Origin of the sequence: Salinisphaera orenii subsp. halophila YIM 95161 (assembly GCF_003732545.1) — a bacterium.
Taxonomy (GTDB): domain Bacteria; phylum Pseudomonadota; class Gammaproteobacteria; order Nevskiales; family Salinisphaeraceae; genus Salinisphaera; species Salinisphaera orenii_A.
In genome coordinates this window covers 19,552-38,711 of record NZ_AYKF01000024.1, presented here as the reverse complement: position 1 = coordinate 38,711, position 19,160 = coordinate 19,552, and the positions used below count along the sequence as shown (strand labels likewise).

The window sequence follows — 19,160 nt, the reverse complement described above, 5'->3', positions numbered from 1 at the left end:
AGAATCGCGCCATGAAAGACTATCCCACGCTCGATCACTTCGTCGGCAATTCCGCGCTCACGCGTTTGCAGCGCCTGCCCGAAGGCTATGGCAGTAATGCCTCGAACACGCTGCTGGCCAAGCTCGAAGGCGACAACCCCGCGGGCTCGGTCAAGGACCGACCGGCCTACAGCATGATCCGGCGTGCCGCCGAACGCGGCGACATCCGCCCGGGCGATACGCTCATCGAGGCGACCAGCGGCAATACCGGCATCGCGTTGGCGATGGTGGCGGCCATGCAGGGCTTCCGGATGAAGTTGATCATGCCCGAGAACATGAGCGAGGAGCGACGCGCGTCCATGCGTGCCTACGGCGCGGAGATCGTCTCGGTCTCCGAGTCCGAGGGCATGGAGGGCGCCCGTGATCTCGCTGCGCGCATGCACGCCGACGGTGAGGGGGTGGTGCTGGACCAGTTCGCCAATCCCGACAATCCGCGCGCGCACTACGAGACCACCGGCCCCGAGCTCTGGCAGGCCACCGGCGGCGAGATCACCCATTTCGTGGCCACCATGGGCACGACCGGCACGATCATGGGCTGCTCTCGCTATCTCAAGGAGCAGAATCCCGACACCCAGATCATCGGCGTGCAGCCGGCCGGGGAATCCAAGATTCCCGGCATCCGGCGCTGGCCCGAGGAGTACCTGCCGAAGATCTTCGAGCCCGAGCGGGTCGATCGGGTCATCAACGTCGAACAGGCCGATGCCGAAGCCACGATGAAGCGAATGGCGCGCGAGGAGGGCATATTCGCCGGCCCGTCCTCCGGCGGCAGTGCGTTCGCGGCGCTGTCCCTGGCCCGCGAGGTCGAGAACGCGACCATCGCCATGATCATCTGCGACCGCGGCGATCGCTACCTGTCCACCGGCGTGTACGACAAGCCGTGACCGTCGGCGTGGTGGCGCTGGCGCTGGACACGGGTCTCGATGTCGGCGCGGCGCGCCGGCTGGGCGACTACGAGCGGCTCGACGACGCCGACCTGACCAGCGCCTTCGAGCAGGTGCGTCTGCAGCGCACCGGACGTATCGCGTGGCCGCCGCATCTGCGCGCGGTGCGTGGGCTCGCTGCGGTGATCGATTCGGGGCGGGCGATCCGCCGGCTGGACGTCGACGCCGATGCCGGCGTGGACGAGGCCACGCGGTTGCGCCGTCTGTTCGCGGCCTGGCCGGACCCGGGCGCGGAGGCCGTGGCCTGGTGCGCTGCGGACCTGCAGCTGCTGGCCGCGCGGGCCCTGATGCACGATCTGCCGCTGCCGGAGGGCTGGTGTCCGGACGGATTTCTCGGCCTCGCCGATGCGCTGGGCTTCCCGACGGCCGAGGCCGAGCCGGACGCAGAGCTCGAATACCACGAGTTGCTCGGTGTCGGCGCAATGGCCGATCGTGGGCCGGCCGCGCGCGCGGAAGGGCGCTACCGGCTCTGGCTGCGTCTGCAGGTCGCCCGCGGCCGCATGAGCCCGGAGGAGCGCCATCAGCGAGAGGCGGCGTGGCCGGCGGAGGGCGCGGCATGAGTCGACGGCGCCGGCGCGGCCGTCCGGTCGAGCGCAACATCGCCGACATCGTCGATCTGGCCAGCAATGCCCGCGGCGTGGGCCATGTCGACGGCAAGGCGGTTTTCGTGGCTGACACGCTGCCGGGCGAGCGCGCACTCTATCGCCCGACCCGGCAGAAACGCGACTACGAGGAGGCCGCGCTGGAGACGCTGCTGTCGGCCTCCGCGGATCGGGTCACCCCGCGCTGCGCCCATTTCGGCGTCTGCGGGGGCTGTGCCCTGCAGCACGCCGGCGAGGAGGCCCAGCTCGCGTTCAAGCAGGACCAGCTGATGCAGGCGTTGGCGCGCATCGGCAAGGTCGAGCCCGATGCGACCCTGGCGCCGCTGGTCGCCGAGCGCTGGCATTATCGGCGCCGGGCCCGGCTGGGCGTGAAGCACGTGCCCAAGAAGGGCGGCACGCTGGTCGGATTCCGCGAGCGCGGCGCGCCGTTCATCGCGGTTCTGCAGCGCTGCGAGGTGCTGGTCGAGCCGGTCGGCACGCGGCTGGTGGCCCTCGCGCACCTGATCGACGAGCTGTCGGTCCGCGAGCGCATCCCGCAGATCGAGGTCGCGGCCGGTGACAACGCCATCGCGCTGGTCTTTCGGGTGCTCGATGCGCCCACGGTGGCCGATCGCGAGCGGTTGGCGACGTTCGGCGCCGAGCACGGCTTCTCGATCTATCTGCAGCCCGGCAACGAGGACACGATCGCGCCGCTGTCGGCTGACGCGCCGGCGCTCTATTACACGCTGCCGGCGCATGATGCGCGGCTGTATTTCCAGCCCAACGACTTCGTCCAGATCCACGCCGGGATCAACGCCCGCATGGTTGATCAGGCATTGGCGCGGCTCGATGTGCAGGCCGACGAGACCGTGCTCGAGCTGTTCGCCGGTCTCGGCAACTTCTCGGTCCCGCTGGCGCGGCGGGCCGCGCGCGTGGTCACCGTCGAAGGCGAGGCCGGCCTGGTCGAGCGCGCGCGGGTCAACGCAGGGGCCAACGGCGTGGACAACATTGAGGCCCATGTCGCCAATCTGTTCGAGCCCGAGGCATCGCCGTCCTGGGCGCAGCCGCCCATCGACAAGGTGCTGATCGACCCGCCGCGCTCCGGTGCGGCCGAAGTGCTCCCGCAGGTGGCGGCGAGCGAGGCGAAGCGCATCGTCTACTGTTCCTGTCATCCGGCCACCCTGGCCCGGGATGCGGGCGAGCTCGTGCATCGGTACGGCTACCGATTGACGCACGCCGGCGTCATGGACATGTTTCCGCATACCGCGCACATCGAATCGATGGCGGTCTTCGAGAGGAACGGCTGACGGATGGCGACGGAAATCGAACGCAAGTTTCTGGTGGCGGGGGACGGCTGGCGCGACCACGTGCGCGCCAGCGCCCGTTTCGAGCAGGGCTATCTCTGCGGCGAGGGGCCGGCCTCGGTACGGGTCCGCGTCGAGGACACGCGGGCCAATCTCAACGTCAAGGCGGCGGTGATCGGCACCGCTCGCGCCGAGTACGAGTACCCGATTCCGCTGACCGAGGCGCGCGAGATGCTGGCCTCGCTGTGCGTCGCCCCGCCCGTGATCAAGACGCGCCACTGGGTGGATCACGACGGCCATACCTGGGAGATCGATGTCTTCGAAGGTGAAAATGCGCCGCTGGTGGTCGCCGAGATCGAGCTGAACGCGGCCGACGAGACCTTCGCGCGCCCCGACTGGCTCGGGGACGAGGTCTCCGACGATCGGCGGTACTACAATCACGCGCTTTCCTTTGAACCCTACGGGCGGTGGCGCGGATGAATGCTGCGGGTGTGCATGTCGATATCGACCTGGGTCAGCAGACGCTGGTCGTGCTGGATGCGGCGGATCACGAGCTCCGGCGCTATCTGGTCTCCACCGCGATCAAGGGCGGCGGCGAGTTCGAGGGCAGCAATCAGACGCCCCGCGGTCGTCATCGCATCCGCGCCAAGATCGGTGCCGACGCGCCGCGCGGCACGGTGTTCAAGGGGCGACGCCCGACCGGCGAGATCTATTCGCCGGAACTGGCCGAGGCCGCGCCGCGGCGCGACTGGATCCTCACGCGGATTCTATGGCTGTGTGGCGAGGAGGTCGGCGTCAACCGGCTCGGCGCCATGGACACCATGCGCCGCTACATCTACATCCACGGCGCGGCCGACACCGCGGTCATGGGCAAGCCGGGCTCGATCGGCTGCATCCGCATGACCAGCGACGACGTGATCGATCTGTTCGACCGCGTGGTCGTGGGCACGAAGGTCAATATCCATGAGTAGCGCCCCGGCGCGCCCCGGGCCGCTGGTGGTCGATGTCGCCGGCACCGAGCTGAGCGCGGCCGACGTCGAGCTGCTGGCGCACCCCGCGGTCGGGGCGGCGATCCTGTTCACGCGCAACTACGCCGACCCGGCCCAGCTGGCCGCGCTCACAGCGGCCATGCGCGCGGCGCGGCCGAACCTGCTGATCACCGCGGATCAGGAGGGCGGCCGCGTGCAGCGCTTTCGCGACGGCTTCACCCGCGTGCCGCCGATGCGCGCGCTCGGCCGGCTCGCGGTCACCGACCGCGAGGCGGCGCGGCGTGCCGCCGGCGAAATCGCCTGGCTGATGGCCGCGGAGCTCGCGGCCGTGGGCGTCCACATGCCCTTCGCTCCGGTGCTCGACCTCGATCACGGCGCCTCCACCGTGATCGGCGATCGCGCCTTCGCCGCCGACGCCGCGACGGTGGCCGCGCTCGCCGACGCCTTCGCCGGCGGCCTCGTCGAGGCCGGCAGCGCGGCCACGGCCAAGCATTTCCCGGGTCATGGCTTCGTCGCCGCGGACTCGCATGCGGAATTGCCGGTGGACCGACGTGAGGCCCGCGACGTTCGCGCCGACATGGCGCCCTACGCCGGACTCATCGAGTCGGGACTGGCTTCGGTGATGATGGCCCATGTGCGCTACCCGGCCCTCGACGCCGAGCCGGCCAGCCTGTCGCACTACTGGATCGACACGGTGCTGCGCGGTGAACTCGGATTCTCGGGCTGCGTGTTCTGCGACGATCTCAGCATGGGCGGCGCGGCGGTCGTCGGCGATCACCGCGAGCGCGCCCGCCGGGCACAGGCGGCGGGCTGCGATTTTCTGCCGGTCTGCAACGATCGCGCGGCCGTCGACGGCCTGCTCGAGACGGTGGCGCTCGACGGGCCCGGCGTCGCGCGCCGCGAGCGCCTGATCGCCGACTGCGGGCGCGAGACGCCCGCACCCGATCTCAAGGCGCTGCGGGCCGACCCGCGCTGGCGGCGGGCGCACGCCGAACTCGAGCGCCTGCGCGACGACGAGTACACACGCGCCTGACATGCCGGGCGAGACGCTCATCGCAGATCTTGTCGCCGCCTACGGCGATCTGCGCGGGACCTGGGGCATCTGGCTCGACCTGGCGGCCGTGCTCGCGGCGACCGTCGCGCTGGATCTGATCACCCGGGGTGCGCTCGCACTGCTGCACCGGCGCGTGCGCCACACGGCCAACATCTGGGACGATGCGATCTATCGCAGCGTCAACGGCCCGCTGCAGGCCGCGATCTGGGTCATCGGCATCTCGGTGATGATCCGAATCGCAGCTCCCGACGATCCGGAGGGCTGGCTCGCGTATCTACCCCGGGTGCGACGGATCGCCCTGATCCTGATCGGCACCTGGCTGGCGTTTCGCATCATCCGCTCGGTGGGCGCCAACGCGCTGTCGCGGGCGGCGACACGACGCAACCGCATCGATGCCACCACGGCCGACGCGCTGGCGAAACTGCTGCGCATCGTCGTGCTGATCGTGGCGGCGCTGCTGCTGCTGCAGGCCGTCGGCGTCGCACCTTCCGCGCTGCTGGCGTTTTCCGGCGTCGGCGGCATCGCCATCGGTTTCGCGGCGCGCGACGTGCTCGCCAACATCTTCGGCGGCCTGACCATCTACCTGAATCGGCCGTTCTCCGTGGGCGACTGGATCCGCTCGCCCGACCGCGACATCGAGGGCGTGGTCGAGGCCATCGGCTGGCGCGCGACGACCGTGCGGCGCTTCGACATGCGTCCGCTGTACGTGCCCAACGCGGTGTTCTCCAACGTGGCCCTGGAAAACCCCTCGCGCATGACCCATCGTCGGATCATGGAGACGGTGGCGCTGCGCTACGACGATGCCGCGGCCGTGCCCGACATCGTGACCGCGGTGCGGCACATGCTCGACGCCGACGAGGGCATCGACAGCGATCAGGTCATCCTCACCTATCTCGACAGCCTCGGCGAGAGTGCCCTCAATCTGCTGGTCTACTGCTACACGCGGACCACGGACTGGACCGAGTATCTCGCGGTGAAGCAGAGCGTGCTCCAGCGCATCCAGGACATCGTCCGCGAGCACGATGCGACGATCGCCTATCCGACCTCCACGCTGCACGTGCCGGATGTCCTGCGCGTGCTCGGCGCCGAGCGGGCGACCGCCGAAGCGGCGGCCACGCAGGAAGAGATCGACCCCGACAAGGTACAATCCGAGCGGCGGCGGGCCGAGGCCCGCGAACGTCACCACACCGATGAACGGGGCCCGGACAGCCCGACCGAGGAAGGAGAGGCATGAGCGGATTCGATCCCGAGCGCTACGAGGAGGCCTGTGCGGTCTACGCCGGCGCCGACTGCGTGCTCGACGAGACGGCGCTCAAGCAGTGCTATGACCGCATGGCGATCGAGATCAGCGATCAGCTCGCCGATCGCGACCCGGTGATCATGTGCGTCATGCTCGGCGGGCTGCAGCCGACCGCGGAGATCACCAAGCGGCTGGCGTTCCCCTTCGAGTTCGACTACCTGCACGCCACGCGCTATCGCGGCGACACCGATGGCGGCGAGCTGGTGTGGAAGGTCAGCCCCGGCATCCGGCTGGCCGACCGACACGTGCTGATCATCGACGACATCCTCGACGAGGGTCATACGCTTGCCGCCATCCTGCGCGCCATCGAGGCCCAGGGCGCGGCTTCGGTGCGTACCGCGATGCTGCTGCAGAAGGATCACGATCGCCGCGAGCCGGGCATGAGTGCCGACATTCTCGGCAGCCCGGTCGAGGATCGCTATGTCTTCGGCGCCGGGATGGACTACAAGGGCTATTTCCGGCAGCTGCCGGCCGTCTACGCGGTCGGCCGCGGCCGCTGACATGACGGCGCCGATCGGCGTCATCGGCGGCACCGCGCTCGCCGAGCTGACCGCACTCGAGGCCGCCGGCACCCCGGCGCCGGCCTCCACACCCTACGGGCCGTCGTCGGGGCCACTGGTTTGTGGACGCTTCGCGGGCCGTGACACCTGCTTCGTCATGCGCCACGGCCCCGGACATCGGCTCGCGCCGCATCGCATCAACTACCGCGCCAATATCCGCGCGCTGGCCGATGCGGGCTGCCGGCGGATCATCGCGGTCGCGGCGGTGGGCGGCATCACACCGGCGATGCGGGCGGGCCGTATCGTCGTGCCGGATCAGATCATCGACTACAGCTGGGGCCGGGCCCACAGCTTCCACGACGATCCGGCCGGCGGCAGTCTCGATCACGTCGACTTCACCGAGCCCTACGATTCGGCGCTGCGTACGGCGATTCTGGAGACCGCGCGGCGTCTCGATCTCGCGCCGGCGGATGGCGGCGTGCACGGTGTGACCCAGGGTCCGCGCCTGGAGACGGCGGCCGAGATCGACCGCATGGACCGGGACGGCTGCGACATCGTCGGCATGACCGGCATGCCCGAAGCCGCGCTCGCGCGCGAGGCGGGGCTCGACTATGCCTGCTGTGCGGTGGTCGTGAACAAGGCCGCCGGCCGCAGCGGCGGCAGCGCGATCCACGCCGAGATCGAGGCCACCCTGACCCGCGGCATGGCGAACGTGGAACGCATTCTCGAACGGCTGTTGCCCGCGCTCTAGACGGCGTCCATGCGGCCCGCGCGGGCCGGTTGGATTACCGCCCCAGCCGCGCAGCGCTTTGGCCCTGGGCGCGATGCGCGAACCGATGTCATATGCGAGCCCCGCTCGCCGGCGGTGAGAGGTGGGCCCGCGCGAGCCACCGCCATGATCCGATCCCGACGAGATAGCGAGCCTGCGTCGTGGCGGGCTCGTGCCCCGCGGCATCGCGACACGCGGCTGACCGGCGGACGCCCGGTGCCGTGCCCAGCGTCAACGACGCGGCGGCGGTGTGCCATGCCCGCCGGGCCCCCCCGGTCAGCCTTCGGCGACGGCGGCCCCTGCGGTGTCCTCGGTCTGCGCGCCCAGCTTGCCGAGCAGCTCGGTCAGGCGCGCCACGCGCGTGTCGACGTCCGGCATGTCCTTGAAGAACACCAGCCGGGCGTCGCCCTCGAGCCGGTAGGCCCGGGCGTCCGACTGCACCATGGCGATCAGCCGGGCCGGGTCGATGCGGCTGTCGCGGCCGAAGTGCAGGCGGCCGACGTCGGGGCCGGCCTCGATCTTGGCGATGCCCAGCCCCGCGGCGAGCAGCTTGACGCCGGTCGCGGCGAACAGCGTCTCCGTGGCCTCCGGCAGCAGCCCGAAGCGGTCGATCAGCTCGACCTTGAGCGCCCGCAGGCCGGCGGCGTCCTGAGCCGCGCTGATGCGCTTGTAGAGCACCAGCCGCATGTGCACATCGGGGATGTAGTCCTCGGGCAGCAGGGCGGTGGCGCCGAGTTCGACCTCGGTGGCGCCCATCAGGCCGTCGGCGTCGATATCGGGCACATCGCCCCGGCGATAGGCGGCCACCGCACGATCGAGCATCTGCCGGTAGAGATCGAAACCGATCTCCTGGATCTGGCCGGACTGGCCTTCGCCGAGCAGTTCGCCGGCGCCGCGGATCTCGAGGTCGTGGGTGGCCAGGGCGAATCCCGCGCCCAGATCGTCCAGCGAGGCGAGTGCGTCGAGGCGCTTCTCGGCGTCCGGCGTCATCGATTCGCGCGGCGGCGTCAGCAGGTAGGCATAGGCGCGATGGTGCGAACGGCCCACGCGCCCGCGCAGCTGATGCAGCTGGGCGAGACCAAAGGTGTCGGCGCGGTCGATGATGATGGTGTTCGCGCTGGGCACGTCGATCCCCGATTCCACGATCGTCGTGCACAGCAGAATATCGAAGCGCCGGTGATAGAAGTCGAGCATCACCGACTCCAGCTCGCGCTCGTGCATTTGACCGTGGGCGACGCGGATGCGGGCCTCCGGCAGCAGCGCCGCCAGATCGCGGGCGACGCGCTCGATGTCCTTGACCTTGTTGTGGAGATAGTAGATCTGCCCGCCGCGGCGCATCTCGCGGCGGGCGGCTTCCTGGATCAGGGCGCCGTCGTGGCGGGACACGAAAGTCTGGATCGCCAGCCGCGATTCCGGCGGGGTGGCGATGATCGACAGGTCGCGCAGGCCCGACAGGCTCATGTTGAGCGTCCGCGGGATCGGGGTCGCGGTGAGCGTGAGCAGATCGACCTGGGCGCGCAGTGCCTTGATGCGCTCCTTGTGGCGCACGCCGAAACGGTGCTCCTCGTCGACGATCAGCAGGCCGAGCCGCTTGAAGCGGATGTCTTTCTGCAGCAGCCGATGGGTGCCGATGACGATGTCCAGGCTGCCGTCGGCCATCTCGGCGAGCAGGCTCTCGCGCTGCTTGCCGGTGCGCATGCGGCTGAGTGCGGCCACCCGCACCGGCCAGTCGGCGAAACGATCGGCGAAGCTCTGGTAGTGCTGCTGGGCGAGCAGGGTGGTCGGTACCAGCACGCAGACCTGATAGCCGGCGGAGGCCGCGGTGAAGGCCGAGCGCAGCGCGACCTCGGTCTTGCCGAAGCCGACATCGCCGCAGACCACGCGATCCATCGGCGTGCCCGCGGCGAGATCGGCGAGCACTTCGTCGATGGCCCGCTGCTGGTCGGGCGTCTCGGTGAAGGGGAAGTCGGCGGCGAAACGGGCGTAGTCGTCGGCATCGGCCACCATCGAGGTGCCCTGACGCGCGGCCCGACGGGCCTGGACCTCCAGCAGTTCGGCCGCGGTGTCGCGGGCGCGCTCCGCGGCCTTCTTGCGCGCCTTCGACCAGCGTTCGTTGCCGAGCCGATGCAGCGGCGCGCTGTCGCCGTCGGCGCCGGTGAAGCGGTGCACGAGATGCAGCGAGGCCACCGGCACGTAGAGCAGGTCGCCGCCGGCATACTCGATGGTGACGAACTCGTTCTCCACGCCGCCGGCGGAGAGCTTGATCAGCCCGCGGTAGCGGCCGACGCCGTTGTCCTGGTGCACCACCGGAGCGCCGGGGGCGAGATCGGTGAGCTCGCGGATCGTGGTCTCGGGATCGCGCACCACGCGGCGGCGCTTCTTGGCCGGCGGTCGGCTGCCGGTGAGCTGGGTCTCGGCGATGATCGCCAGCCCGTCGGCGGCGATCACGCAGCCGGCCTCGAGCGGCGCGCTGGTCACGGCGATGCGCTTGTTCTGTGTGCGGAAATCCGCCCAGTCCTCGCAGCGTGCCGGGGCCAGCCCCAGCGTGGTGAGCCAGTCGCGCAGCGCCTCGCGGCGGCCGGCGGAGTCGCCGGTGATCAGGACCCGGCCGTCGAAGCCGTCGAAGAAATCACGCAGGGCACGGCCGGTGGCGGCGATGTCGGCGCCGGTGAGCGCGGGCACGTCGGTGGCGCCGAAGTCGATGCCGTCGCGGCCGACCTCGATGCGGGCGGCGGTCAGCCCGTCCAGCGCCGAGCGCACGGTCGCGGGGTTCACGAACGCGGCCTCGGGCGGCAGCAGCGGCCGCTCGGGATTGACGCCGCGCTGCTCGTAGCGCTCCGACAGAGCGGTCCAGGCGCTGTCGACGGCCGTGGCGACGTCGCCGAGCTCGACCGCACGGGCATGGGCCGGCAGATAGTCGAACAGTGAGGCGGTGCCGTCGAAGAACAGCGTCAGATAGGACTCGATGCCGCCCGGCGGCACGCCGCGGGAGACATCGCGATAGATCACGCTGTTGCCCGGGTCGCCCTCCAGCGCCTGCCGATAGCGCTGCCGGAAGGCCTTGATGGCTTCGTCGTCCAGCGGGAACTCGCGCGCAGGCAGCAGCCGGATCGTGTCGATGCGGTCGGTCGAGCGCTGCGTCTCCGGATCGAACGCCCGGATGGTGTCGATCTCGTCGTCGAACAGATCCAGCCGATACGGCGTGGCCGCGCCCATGGGGTAAAGGTCCATGACCGCGCCGCGGATCGCATACTCGCCGTGCGTGCGCACCTCGGACACCGCGGCGTAGCCGGCGGCCTCCAGGCGTTGCCGCAGGGCGTGGAAATCGAGCTGCTGGCCGACCTCGAAGACCATCGCACGCGCGTCGACGAAGGTCGTCGGCGGCAGGGGCTGGAGCAGCGTGTCCGCGGCGACGATCAGAATGCCGCGACCCATGCCGGGCAGGGCGTGCAGCAGCGCGAGGCGTTCCGAGACGATGTCGGCGTGCGGCGAGAAGACGTCGTAGGGCAGCGTCTCCCAGTCGGGAAAATGCCGGATGCCCAGCGAATCGCCGGCGAAGAAGCGCAGTTCCTCCTCGAGCCGGTAGGCACGATGCTCGTCGGCCACGACCGCCACCGTGAGCGCGTCCGCGGCCTCGGCGGCCTGCGCCAGCGCCAGCGAGGACGCACAGCCGGCCAGCCCCTGCCAGTGGTCGTGCGCACCGGGTGTCAGCGCCGGCGGTGACAGCGGAGAGGTGCGCGCGTCGATGTCGTCTGCAGCGGCCATTTGAGGGCGCGGATTATTGCACAGACCCGCGCTCGAGACGACTGGCCGTGCGTGCTTCAGTCGCGGAAACGCCGCGTCAGCTCGCCGAAGGCGTCGATTCGGCGGTCGCGCAGAAAGGGCCAGACGCGGCGCAGGGTCTCGGTGCGCGTCGTGTCGATGTCGGCCATGAGCAGTTCGGCGCCTTCGCCGGCCTCGGCCAGGGTTTCGCCCTGGGGGCCGAACACGAAGCTGTGGCCCCAGAAACGGATCTCGGTGTCCTCGTCGCCCTCGACGCCGACCCGGTTGGAGGCGATCACGGGCAGGGTGTTGGCGATGGCGTGGCCGCGCTGCACGCCCTGCCAGGCGGCGAGCTGGCGCGCCTGCTCGTCGGCGTCGTCGGTGGCGTCGTCCCAGCCGATCGCGGAGGGATAGATCAGCATCTCCGCGCCGGCCAGCGCCATCAGCCGCGCGGCCTCCGGGTACCACTGGTCCCAGCAGACCAGCACGCCGAGCCGGCCGATGGACGTGTCGATGGGGGTGAAGCCGAGATCGCCGGGCGTGAAGTAGTACTTCTCGTAGTATTCGGGATCGTCCGGAATGTGCATCTTGCGGTAGTGGCCGGCGATGCGACCGTCGCGGTCGAGCACCACCGCGGTGTTGTGATACAGCCCGGGGGCGCGGCGTTCGAACAGCGAGGCCACGACCACCACCCCGGCGGTGCGGGCGGCTTTCGCCAGCCGCTCGGTCGAGGGCCCGGGGATCGGCTCGGCCAGGTCGAAGCCGGCCGGGTCCTCGCGCTGGCAGAAGTAGGGCGTGTTGTGCAGCTCCGGCAGCAGCACGAGATCGGCGCCGGCCTCGCCAGCGCGCTGGATATGGGCCACGGCGGTGTCCAGGTTGGTCGCGGGCTCGGGCGTGCAGGCGTACTGCGCGACGGCCACGCGCCGGATGCGGGTGTCAGCCATGGGCGGTCTCGGCGGGAATCTGCATGGACGCACAGTGCAGGCCGCCGTGCTGGCGGATCAAGGCGCGGCTGTCGATGGGGATGATCTCGCGCTCGGGAAAGCAGTCGGCCAGCCGCTGCCGGGCCACGGCGTCGGCGGGGTCGTCGAAGGCCGGGATCAGCACGCAGCCGTTGGCGATGACGAAGTTGGCGTAGCCGGCGGGCAGCCGATGGCCGTCGTCGGGGTCGTGGATCGGCGCGGGCAGGGGCAGTTCGATGAGTCGATAGGCGGTGCCGTCGGGGGCGCGCAGCGCCTCGAGCTCGCGCCGCATGGCGGTCAGCGATTCGAAATGCGGGTCGCTCTCGTCAGCGCAGCCCTGATAGGCGATCGTATCCACCGCGACGAAGCGGGCGAGGGTGTCGATGTGGCCGTCGGTGTCGTCGCCGATGAGATCGCCGTGGGCGAGCCAGTGGATCGTGGTCGCGCCGAAGGCGTCGCCGAGCATAGCCTCCACACCCCCGCGGCCGAGCCCGGCATTGCGCCGGCCGGCGAGCAGACAGCGTTCGGTAGTCAGCAGCGCGCCGGTGCCGCTGGCTTCGATGCTGCCGCCCTCGAGCACGGCCGAACGCCGTTCGAGCGTGCCGCGGCCGAGCACCCCCGCGGCGTGCAGGGTGACGGTCAGGCGGTCGTCGTTGAGCGCCGAAAAACGTCCGCCCCAGCCGTCGAAGCGAAAATCGACGAACACGCGCTCGTCGTCGAACACGGTCAGCGGGCCGGTGTCCCGGACCCAGATGTCGTCGTTCGGCGCGTCGATCACGACCGGCGGGACCGCGGCGCGCAGCCGCGGATGGCCGTCGATGCTCTGCCGGCATTCGGCGTCCGCGGCCACCAGGATCACGGCCTGGCGCTCGGCGAGGACGGCGGCCATCGCGGCGATGGTGTCGCGGGCGGCCGCCAGGCCCCCGCCCCAGTCGCCCGCCGACCGCGGCCAGACCAGCAGCATGGCGGCCTGCGGCGCCCATTCCGGCGGGAGTCGGCGCGCGTTCACCGCGGCCCCGCGAGTTCGTCGCGGTGGGTCACGGGCGCCGGAGCGGCCGGCACCAAGGCGTGTATCAGCCGATCGTGTTCGAAATAGAGCCGGTAGGCAGGATAATCCCAGCGCGTGATCGGCGGCTGGCCGACGGGCGCGTGGCGACGGCGCGGCTCTCCGTACTCGCGCTCGACGCGGGCCATGGATGTGCCGCGGGGTGGGGTCGAGGGCGGCTGCGGCCGCACCGCCGGCGCGGCCGGAGAGGACGGCGGCGCAGTCGTGGCGCGCGGCGGCGTCGGCCCGGCGCCGTAGTCGTCCGCTGCCGCCTTCGTGCTCGCCCCGGCGAGGAGCACGAGTGCCGCGCCGATTCCCAGCCCGATCTGAACTATCGGCCGATGTAACGTTCTCATGCGCATGACTGATTTTCCGATGGCCCCGTACGGCGCGCCGCCGCGCTGCGTCGTGCGGGCTCATTATGCTTTAATGCGCCGCCATGTTTAGACCCCTCGAACTCTACGTCGGCCTGAAGTACACGCGGGCCAAGCGTCGCAACCACTTCATCTCCTTCATCTCGTCGATCTCCATGGGCGGCATCGCGCTGGCGGTGATGCTGCTGATCACGGTGCTGTCGGTGATGAACGGGTTCGAGGCCGAGCTGCGCGATCGAATCCTGGGCATGGCCTCGCACGTGGAGATCTCCTCCAGCCGGAACGCGCTCCAGGACTGGAGCGAACTCAAGACCCAGGTCAACGAGCGGCTGCCGGACGTCAACGGTGCGGCGCCCTATATCAGTGGCGAGGGCATGCTGCGCAGCGGACGCAATATGTCGGGCACGCTCATCCGCGGCGTGTTGCCGGCACAGGAGACCGAGGTCTCCGACGTCGCCGACCACATGGTCGCCGGCAGCTTCGATTCGCTGGAAGCCGGCGAATATCGGATAGTCATCGGTGCGGAGCTCGCGGCTCTGCTCGGTGTCGGCGTCGGCGACAAGGTGGACTTGATGATCCCGAAGGCCAACATCACGCCGGCGGGCATCGTGCCGCGCTTTCGGCGGTTCACCGTGGGTGGCGTGTTCAAGGTCGGCATGTACGAGTACGACCGCGGCATGGTCATGATCCACATGGAGGATGCCGCGACGCTCTACCACATGGGCGAGGGCGTGACCGGCCTGCGGCTGCATCTGACCGACATGTTCGACGCGCCCGATGTCACCCGGCAACTCGAGGCCACACTCGATCCCGGCAAGCGCGTCTCCGACTGGACGCGTCAGCACGCCAATTTCTTCCAGGCGATCGCCACCGAGAAGACCGTGATGTTCATCATCCTCAGCCTGATCATCGCCGTGGCGGCCTTCAACATCGTCTCCATGCTGGTGATGGTGGTCACCGACAAGCAGGGCGACATCGCCATCCTGCGAACGCTCGGGCTCACGCCGCGTTCGGTCATGGCCATCTTCATGGTCCAGGGCTCGCTGATCGGGGTGATCGGCACCGTGCTCGGCGTGGCGCTCGGCGTGCTGCTGTCGATCAACATCGAGCACATCGTGCCCATGCTCGAGAGCCTGCTGAACACCGATCTGCTTTCCGCGGACGTCTACTACATCAGCCAGCTCAAGGCCGAACTGCACCAGACCGACGTCCTCCGCATCGCGGCGCTGTCGCTGGTGCTGTCCTTCCTGTCGACGCTCTACCCGGCCTGGCGCGCGGCGCGCGTGCAGCCGGCGGAGGCCCTGCGCTATGAGTGATGCGAGCGCCACACCGGTACTGTCCTGTCACCGTCTGTCGAAGCTGTTCAGCGAGGTTCGCGAGCCGGTCACGGTTCTGCGCGACATCGACCTGGAGGTCGCCCCCGGGGCGCGTATCGCGGTGATCGGCGCCTCCGGCTCGGGCAAGTCGACGCTGCTGCATCTGCTCGGGGGGCTGGACACGCCCAGCAGCGGCGAGATCCGCATCGGCGGGCACGACATGACGCGACTGTCGAACGCCGCCCGCGGCCGGTTGCGCAACGAAAAACTGGGCTTCATCTATCAGTTTCATCATCTGTTGCCGGAGTTCACCACGGTCCAGAACGTGGCGATGCCGCTGCTGATACGGCGCGGGCCCACGGGGCCGGCGCTGCAGACCGCCCGCGAACTGCTCGAGCGCGTGGGGCTGGGCGATCGGCTGGAGCACAAGCCGACGGAACTGTCCGGCGGCGAGCGCCAGCGTGCCGCGGTCGCGCGCGCCCTGGTCACGCGGCCCGCCTGCATCCTGGCCGACGAGCCGACCGGCAATCTCGACCATCGCACCGCGGCGAGCGTGTTCGACATGATGCTCGAACTCAACGAGTCGCTGGATACCAGTCTGGTCATGGTCACCCACGACCGCACGCTGGCCCAGCGCATGGATCAGGTCTGGACCCTGTCGGATGGTCGCCTGGCGCCCGCGGAGCTGTCCGACCTGGCCTGACGTTCGCCGCGACCCACGGCGCTCCGTGCTGCGTTGCCGCCGGCCTCGTGTAATGTGAAGGTTCCGGGGCAGGCGCATTCGCGCGGATGAACGGGCGGCCGACGATGGGGCGGGGCGACGACAACGCACAGCTGGACCCCGACCGCGGGCGGCACGGGGTGCTCGCCCGCTATGCCCGGGATCCGCGGCTGCTCGCACTGGCCTGTATCGGCGCTACCGGCGGTGTCTACCTGTGGCAGACGCCGATCGCGCCGCTACTGCCGTTGGCGGGGCTTCTGTGCTGTCTGCCGCGTTTTCCCGGCCGGGCGTTGCTCGCCGCCGCTCTGGTCGCGGCGCTGTGGGCGAGCCTGGACGTCGCGCATCGACTCGACGCGCGCCTGCCGGTCGAACGCAGCGGGGAGACCGCCACCGTCGTGGGACGCGTGTCTGGACTCGTCAGCCATGAGGCCTTTCGCAGTCGCTTCGTGCTGGCGCGCGACGTCGCCCCGTATCGGGTGCGTCTGTCCTGGTACGACGACCCGCCCGCGCTGTTGCCGGGCGACTGCGTGCGGGCCACGGTGAAGTGGGAGACCCCGCACGGCTCGGCGAACCCGGGCACCTTCGATTACGAGGCGTGGCTCTGGCGCGAACGCATCGACGCCACCGGTTACGTGCGCGAGGCCGGAGACTGCGATCGGGCCGCTTCGATGTCGCTCGACCGACTGCGCGCCCTGGCGCTGCGGCGGCTGGATCGGATACTGGGGGATGCGCCGGCGCGTGGCCTGATCGAGGCCTTGACGCTGGGCGCACGCGATGCGATCAGCGACGCCCAGTGGGCGGTGCTGCGGGCCACGGGAACCAGCCACCTGGTCGCCATTTCCGGGTTGCACATCGGCCTGATCGCGGGCGTGCTGTTCTTTCTGGCGCGCTGGCTGGCGCTTCGGGTGGCGCCGGGTTGGTCGGCGCATCGTCTGGCGGCCGCGGCAGCCTTCGTGGGTGCGGCCGGCTACGCCGCGCTCGCCGGTCTGGCGCTGCCGACCCAGCGTGCGCTGGTCATGGTTGCCGTTGCGCTCGCCGTCATGGCGCTGCGGCGGGATGTGGCACCGTCGCGCACGCTCGCCTTCGCCGCCATCGCAGTGCTTTTCTGGGACCCGGCTTCGGTGATCGCGCCCGGGTTCTGGCTGTCGTTCGGGGCCGTGGCGTGGCTGCTCTATATCGCCGCGAGCGGCCCGCGCCGGGGGCGCTGGCTGGCCTTCGGTCATATCCAGCTCGCGCTCATCGCCGGTCTGACGCCGTTGACGCTCTGGTTCTTCGAGCAGGCGTCGATGGTCGCGCCGGTGGTCAACGCCCTGCTGATCCCGCTCGCGGTGGTCGTGGTGCCCGCGCTGCTGACGCTCACGGCCCTGGCGCTCGCCTGGCCGGCAGCCGGCGGACCCTTGCTGACGGGGGCGGCGTGGCTTCTCGGAGCGGGCTGGCAGGGGCTGGCATGGGTCGCCGACTGGCCGCTGGCCGCGGTTCATCTGACGCTGCCCGGCGTGGCCGCGCTGCTGCTTGCGATCGCGGGAATCGCACTGTTGCTGCTACCGCGCGGCCTGCCGGGGCGCTGGGCGGGTGCCGCGCTGCTGCTGCCGGCCTTGATCGGCTGGCAGCCCGCCGATCAACGCATTCCGCAGGAAGCCTATCGCGTGACCGTCCTCGACGTCGGCCAGGGGCTGGCCGTGGTCGTTCGCACCCGGGAACACACGCTGGTCTTCGACGCCGGGCCGGCCTATCGGACCGGCTTCGATACCGGCGAGGCCATCGTGGTGCCGTATCTGCGCCACGTCGGTCGCCCCCGGGTGGATCGCCTGCTCATCAGTCACGCCGATCTCGATCATCGGGGCGGGGCGGCAGCCATCGTCCGCGAACTCGAGGTGGTCCGATGGCAGGGCGCGGGCGGCGACAGCCCCTGCGTGGCCGGACAGCAATGGCGCTGGAACGGCGTCGACTTTCAGGTGTTGTATCCGACACGGGCCGAGCGTGCGGCGGCCGCGGATACCAACGGACGCTCCTGCGTGTTGCGCATCGCTTCGCCCGGCGGGCGGGTGCTACTCACCGGCGATCTGGACGCCGCGGGTGAGGCGCGCCTGATCGCCCGCAATGGGGAGGCGCTCGCCGGCGAGGTGCTCGTGGTCGGACATCACGGCAGCGACAGCTCCTCCAGTTCGGCCTTCCTCGAAGCCGTGCGGCCGCGATTTGCGCTGATCTCCGCCGGCTGGCGCAATCGCTGGGGATTTCCCACCGAGGGCGTGCGCGAACGGCTCTCGGCTGTCGGCGCGCAGCGCATCGGCACGGCGACGGGCGGGGCGCTGAGGGTGGCCGTACCCGGCAGTGCGGAACGCGCGATCCGTGTCACCCGCTGGCGTGACCAGCACCCGCGGCTCTGGCAGGTGCCGTGACCCGCTGGCCGCGGCCCGTGGGCGACGACTATGATGCCTGCGCGAGCGTGCCGGCTTGGCTCCGGTGCGCGTCTGATCTAAGGGAGCACGACGCATGGGGCAGATGACGATGGCCGGCGGGTGGCTGATGCTGCCGATCCTGCTGTGCTCGGTGCTCGGGCTGGCGATCGTGATCGAACGCGCCTGGGCGTTGCGGGCGACGCGGGTCGCGCCGCCCGCCCTGACCGGTCAGCTCGCCCGGATCGCGCGCGCCGGCGCGCTGAGTGCCTCGGATCGCGAGGCACTGGCCGCGCACAGCCCGCTGGGGCAGGTGTGGGCGGCGGTCGCGGCGTCGCGCGGGGCGTCGCCCGATCAGCGCCGCGAACGCATCGAAGAGGCCGGGCGCCGCGCCGCCCATGACATGTCGCGCTATCTCAACACGCTGGGCACGATCGCGGCGATCGCGCCCCTGCTGGGTCTGCTGGGCACGGTCGCCGGCATGATCGACGTCTTCGCCGCGCTGGAGGCCTCCGGTGCGGCCGGCGGGCTGGCCGGCGGTATCGGGCAGGCGCTGCTGACGACCGCGGCCGGCCTCTGCGTGGCCATCCCCGCGCTGGCCGCGCATCGTTATTTCACCGGCTGCGTGGCGGAGCGGGCGCTGCTGCTCGAGCGCTGGGCGGTACGGCTGATGGACACCGAGCAGGGATCGCCGGCGGCCGCGCGATGAGATTCGGCCGCAATGACGATACCGAGCCGCGGGTGAACCTGACGCCGCTGATCGACGTCGTGTTCATTCTGCTGATCTTTTTCATAGTATCGGCGCGGTTCGCGGACGAGCGCGTGCTGGCGCTGGAGTTGCCACCGGCGGCCCATGCGGGCGCGACCAAGGAGGCGCACGTCGACGTGCGCGTGACCCCCGGCGGCGGCTTTGAAGTCGCCGGCGAGTCGGTCGCCGCCGAGGCGCTGGTCGCGTCGCTGCGCGCGCAGCGGGCACAATACCCGGATCGCGCATTGCGGGTGCGCGCCGATCGCGATGCGCGACACGGTGCGGTCGTGCGCGTATTCGATGCTGCGGCGGCCGCCGGTTTCGCCCGGGTGGACGTCGCCACGCGATCACAGGAGTAG

18 protein-coding genes are annotated in these 19,160 nt (G+C 70.5%); 14 read left to right on the top strand and 4 right to left on the bottom strand.

Going from position 1 to position 19,160, the window contains the following annotated elements:
- Positions 1-11 precede the first annotated feature (11 nt).
- The 9 genes from cysM to SAHL_RS02325 are packed head-to-tail and all read left to right on the top strand — an operon-like array spanning position 12 to position 7,459.
- A complete protein-coding gene (gene cysM, locus SAHL_RS02365; protein WP_123589807.1) occupies positions 12-920 on the top strand; it encodes a cysteine synthase CysM in 909 nt (302 codons plus the stop codon).
- Positions 917-1,540 carry a hypothetical protein gene (locus tag SAHL_RS02360; protein WP_123589806.1) on the top strand — a complete coding sequence of 208 codons (624 nt, stop codon included), beginning with the start codon at positions 917-919 and terminating at the stop codon, positions 1,538-1,540. The genes cysM and SAHL_RS02360 overlap by 4 nt, the downstream gene beginning before the upstream one ends.
- Positions 1,537-2,868, top strand: coding sequence for a 23S rRNA (uracil(1939)-C(5))-methyltransferase RlmD (gene rlmD, locus SAHL_RS02355; protein ID WP_123589850.1), 1,332 nt, complete (start codon positions 1,537-1,539; stop codon positions 2,866-2,868). Before SAHL_RS02360 ends, rlmD begins: the two co-directional genes overlap by 4 nt.
- 3 nt (positions 2,869-2,871) lie before the next feature.
- Positions 2,872-3,345: a CYTH domain-containing protein gene (locus SAHL_RS02350; protein WP_123589805.1), complete on the top strand. Its 474-nt coding sequence runs from the start codon at positions 2,872-2,874 to the stop codon at positions 3,343-3,345.
- Positions 3,342-3,836: a L,D-transpeptidase gene (locus SAHL_RS02345; RefSeq protein WP_123589804.1), complete on the top strand. Its 495-nt coding sequence runs from the start codon at positions 3,342-3,344 to the stop codon at positions 3,834-3,836. Before SAHL_RS02350 ends, SAHL_RS02345 begins: the two co-directional genes overlap by 4 nt.
- On the top strand, positions 3,829-4,887 hold the full coding sequence (gene nagZ / locus SAHL_RS02340; RefSeq protein ID WP_245968356.1) for a beta-N-acetylhexosaminidase: 1,059 nt from the start codon (positions 3,829-3,831) through the stop codon (positions 4,885-4,887). Before SAHL_RS02345 ends, nagZ begins: the two co-directional genes overlap by 8 nt.
- A gap of 1 nt (position 4,888) precedes the next feature.
- The gene (locus SAHL_RS02335) at positions 4,889-6,142 is read left to right on the top strand and encodes a mechanosensitive ion channel family protein (protein WP_123589803.1); all 1,254 of its coding nucleotides are present in this window, start codon (positions 4,889-4,891) and stop codon (positions 6,140-6,142) included.
- Positions 6,139-6,708, top strand: a complete 570-nt coding sequence (locus SAHL_RS02330) for a hypoxanthine-guanine phosphoribosyltransferase (protein ID WP_123589802.1) — start codon at positions 6,139-6,141, stop codon at positions 6,706-6,708. The genes SAHL_RS02335 and SAHL_RS02330 overlap by 4 nt, the downstream gene beginning before the upstream one ends.
- A gap of 1 nt (position 6,709) precedes the next feature.
- Entirely contained in the window at positions 6,710-7,459 is a 750-nt protein-coding gene (locus SAHL_RS02325) for an S-methyl-5'-thioinosine phosphorylase (RefSeq protein WP_123589801.1), read from the top strand.
- 294 nt (positions 7,460-7,753) lie between these two features.
- On the opposite strand, the gene mfd is transcribed toward SAHL_RS02325, so the two are convergent.
- The 4 genes from mfd to SAHL_RS17700 are packed head-to-tail and all read right to left on the bottom strand — an operon-like array spanning position 7,754 to position 13,608.
- Positions 7,754-11,242 carry a transcription-repair coupling factor gene (gene mfd, locus SAHL_RS02320; RefSeq protein ID WP_123589800.1) on the bottom strand — a complete coding sequence of 1,163 codons (3,489 nt, stop codon included), beginning with the start codon at positions 11,240-11,242 and terminating at the stop codon, positions 7,754-7,756.
- A gap of 56 nt (positions 11,243-11,298) precedes the next feature.
- A complete protein-coding gene (locus SAHL_RS02315) occupies positions 11,299-12,183 on the bottom strand; it encodes a carbon-nitrogen hydrolase (RefSeq protein WP_123589799.1) in 885 nt (294 codons plus the stop codon).
- Positions 12,176-13,210, bottom strand: coding sequence for an agmatine deiminase family protein (locus SAHL_RS02310; protein ID WP_123589798.1), 1,035 nt, complete (start codon positions 13,208-13,210; stop codon positions 12,176-12,178). Before SAHL_RS02310 ends, SAHL_RS02315 begins: the two co-directional genes overlap by 8 nt.
- Entirely contained in the window at positions 13,207-13,608 is a 402-nt protein-coding gene (locus tag SAHL_RS17700) for a hypothetical protein (RefSeq protein ID WP_184947204.1), read from the bottom strand. Before SAHL_RS17700 ends, SAHL_RS02310 begins: the two co-directional genes overlap by 4 nt.
- A 77-nt stretch (positions 13,609-13,685) precedes the next feature.
- On the opposite strand from SAHL_RS17700, the gene SAHL_RS02300 reads away from it, so the two are divergent.
- From SAHL_RS02300 to SAHL_RS02280, 5 genes are all read left to right on the top strand, one after another.
- On the top strand, positions 13,686-14,936 hold the full coding sequence (locus SAHL_RS02300) for a lipoprotein-releasing ABC transporter permease subunit (RefSeq protein ID WP_123589796.1): 1,251 nt from the start codon (positions 13,686-13,688) through the stop codon (positions 14,934-14,936).
- Positions 14,929-15,639, top strand: a complete 711-nt coding sequence (lolD, locus tag SAHL_RS02295) for a lipoprotein-releasing ABC transporter ATP-binding protein LolD (protein ID WP_123589795.1) — start codon at positions 14,929-14,931, stop codon at positions 15,637-15,639. The genes SAHL_RS02300 and lolD overlap by 8 nt, the downstream gene beginning before the upstream one ends.
- A 104-nt stretch (positions 15,640-15,743) precedes the next feature.
- Positions 15,744-18,056 carry a DNA internalization-related competence protein ComEC/Rec2 gene (locus tag SAHL_RS02290; protein ID WP_184947201.1) on the top strand — a complete coding sequence of 771 codons (2,313 nt, stop codon included), beginning with the start codon at positions 15,744-15,746 and terminating at the stop codon, positions 18,054-18,056.
- A 94-nt stretch (positions 18,057-18,150) separates the two neighbouring features.
- Positions 18,151-18,762, top strand: a complete 612-nt coding sequence (locus SAHL_RS02285; protein ID WP_123589793.1) for a MotA/TolQ/ExbB proton channel family protein — start codon at positions 18,151-18,153, stop codon at positions 18,760-18,762.
- Entirely contained in the window at positions 18,759-19,160 is a 402-nt protein-coding gene (locus SAHL_RS02280) for an ExbD/TolR family protein (protein ID WP_123589792.1), read from the top strand. The genes SAHL_RS02285 and SAHL_RS02280 overlap by 4 nt, the downstream gene beginning before the upstream one ends.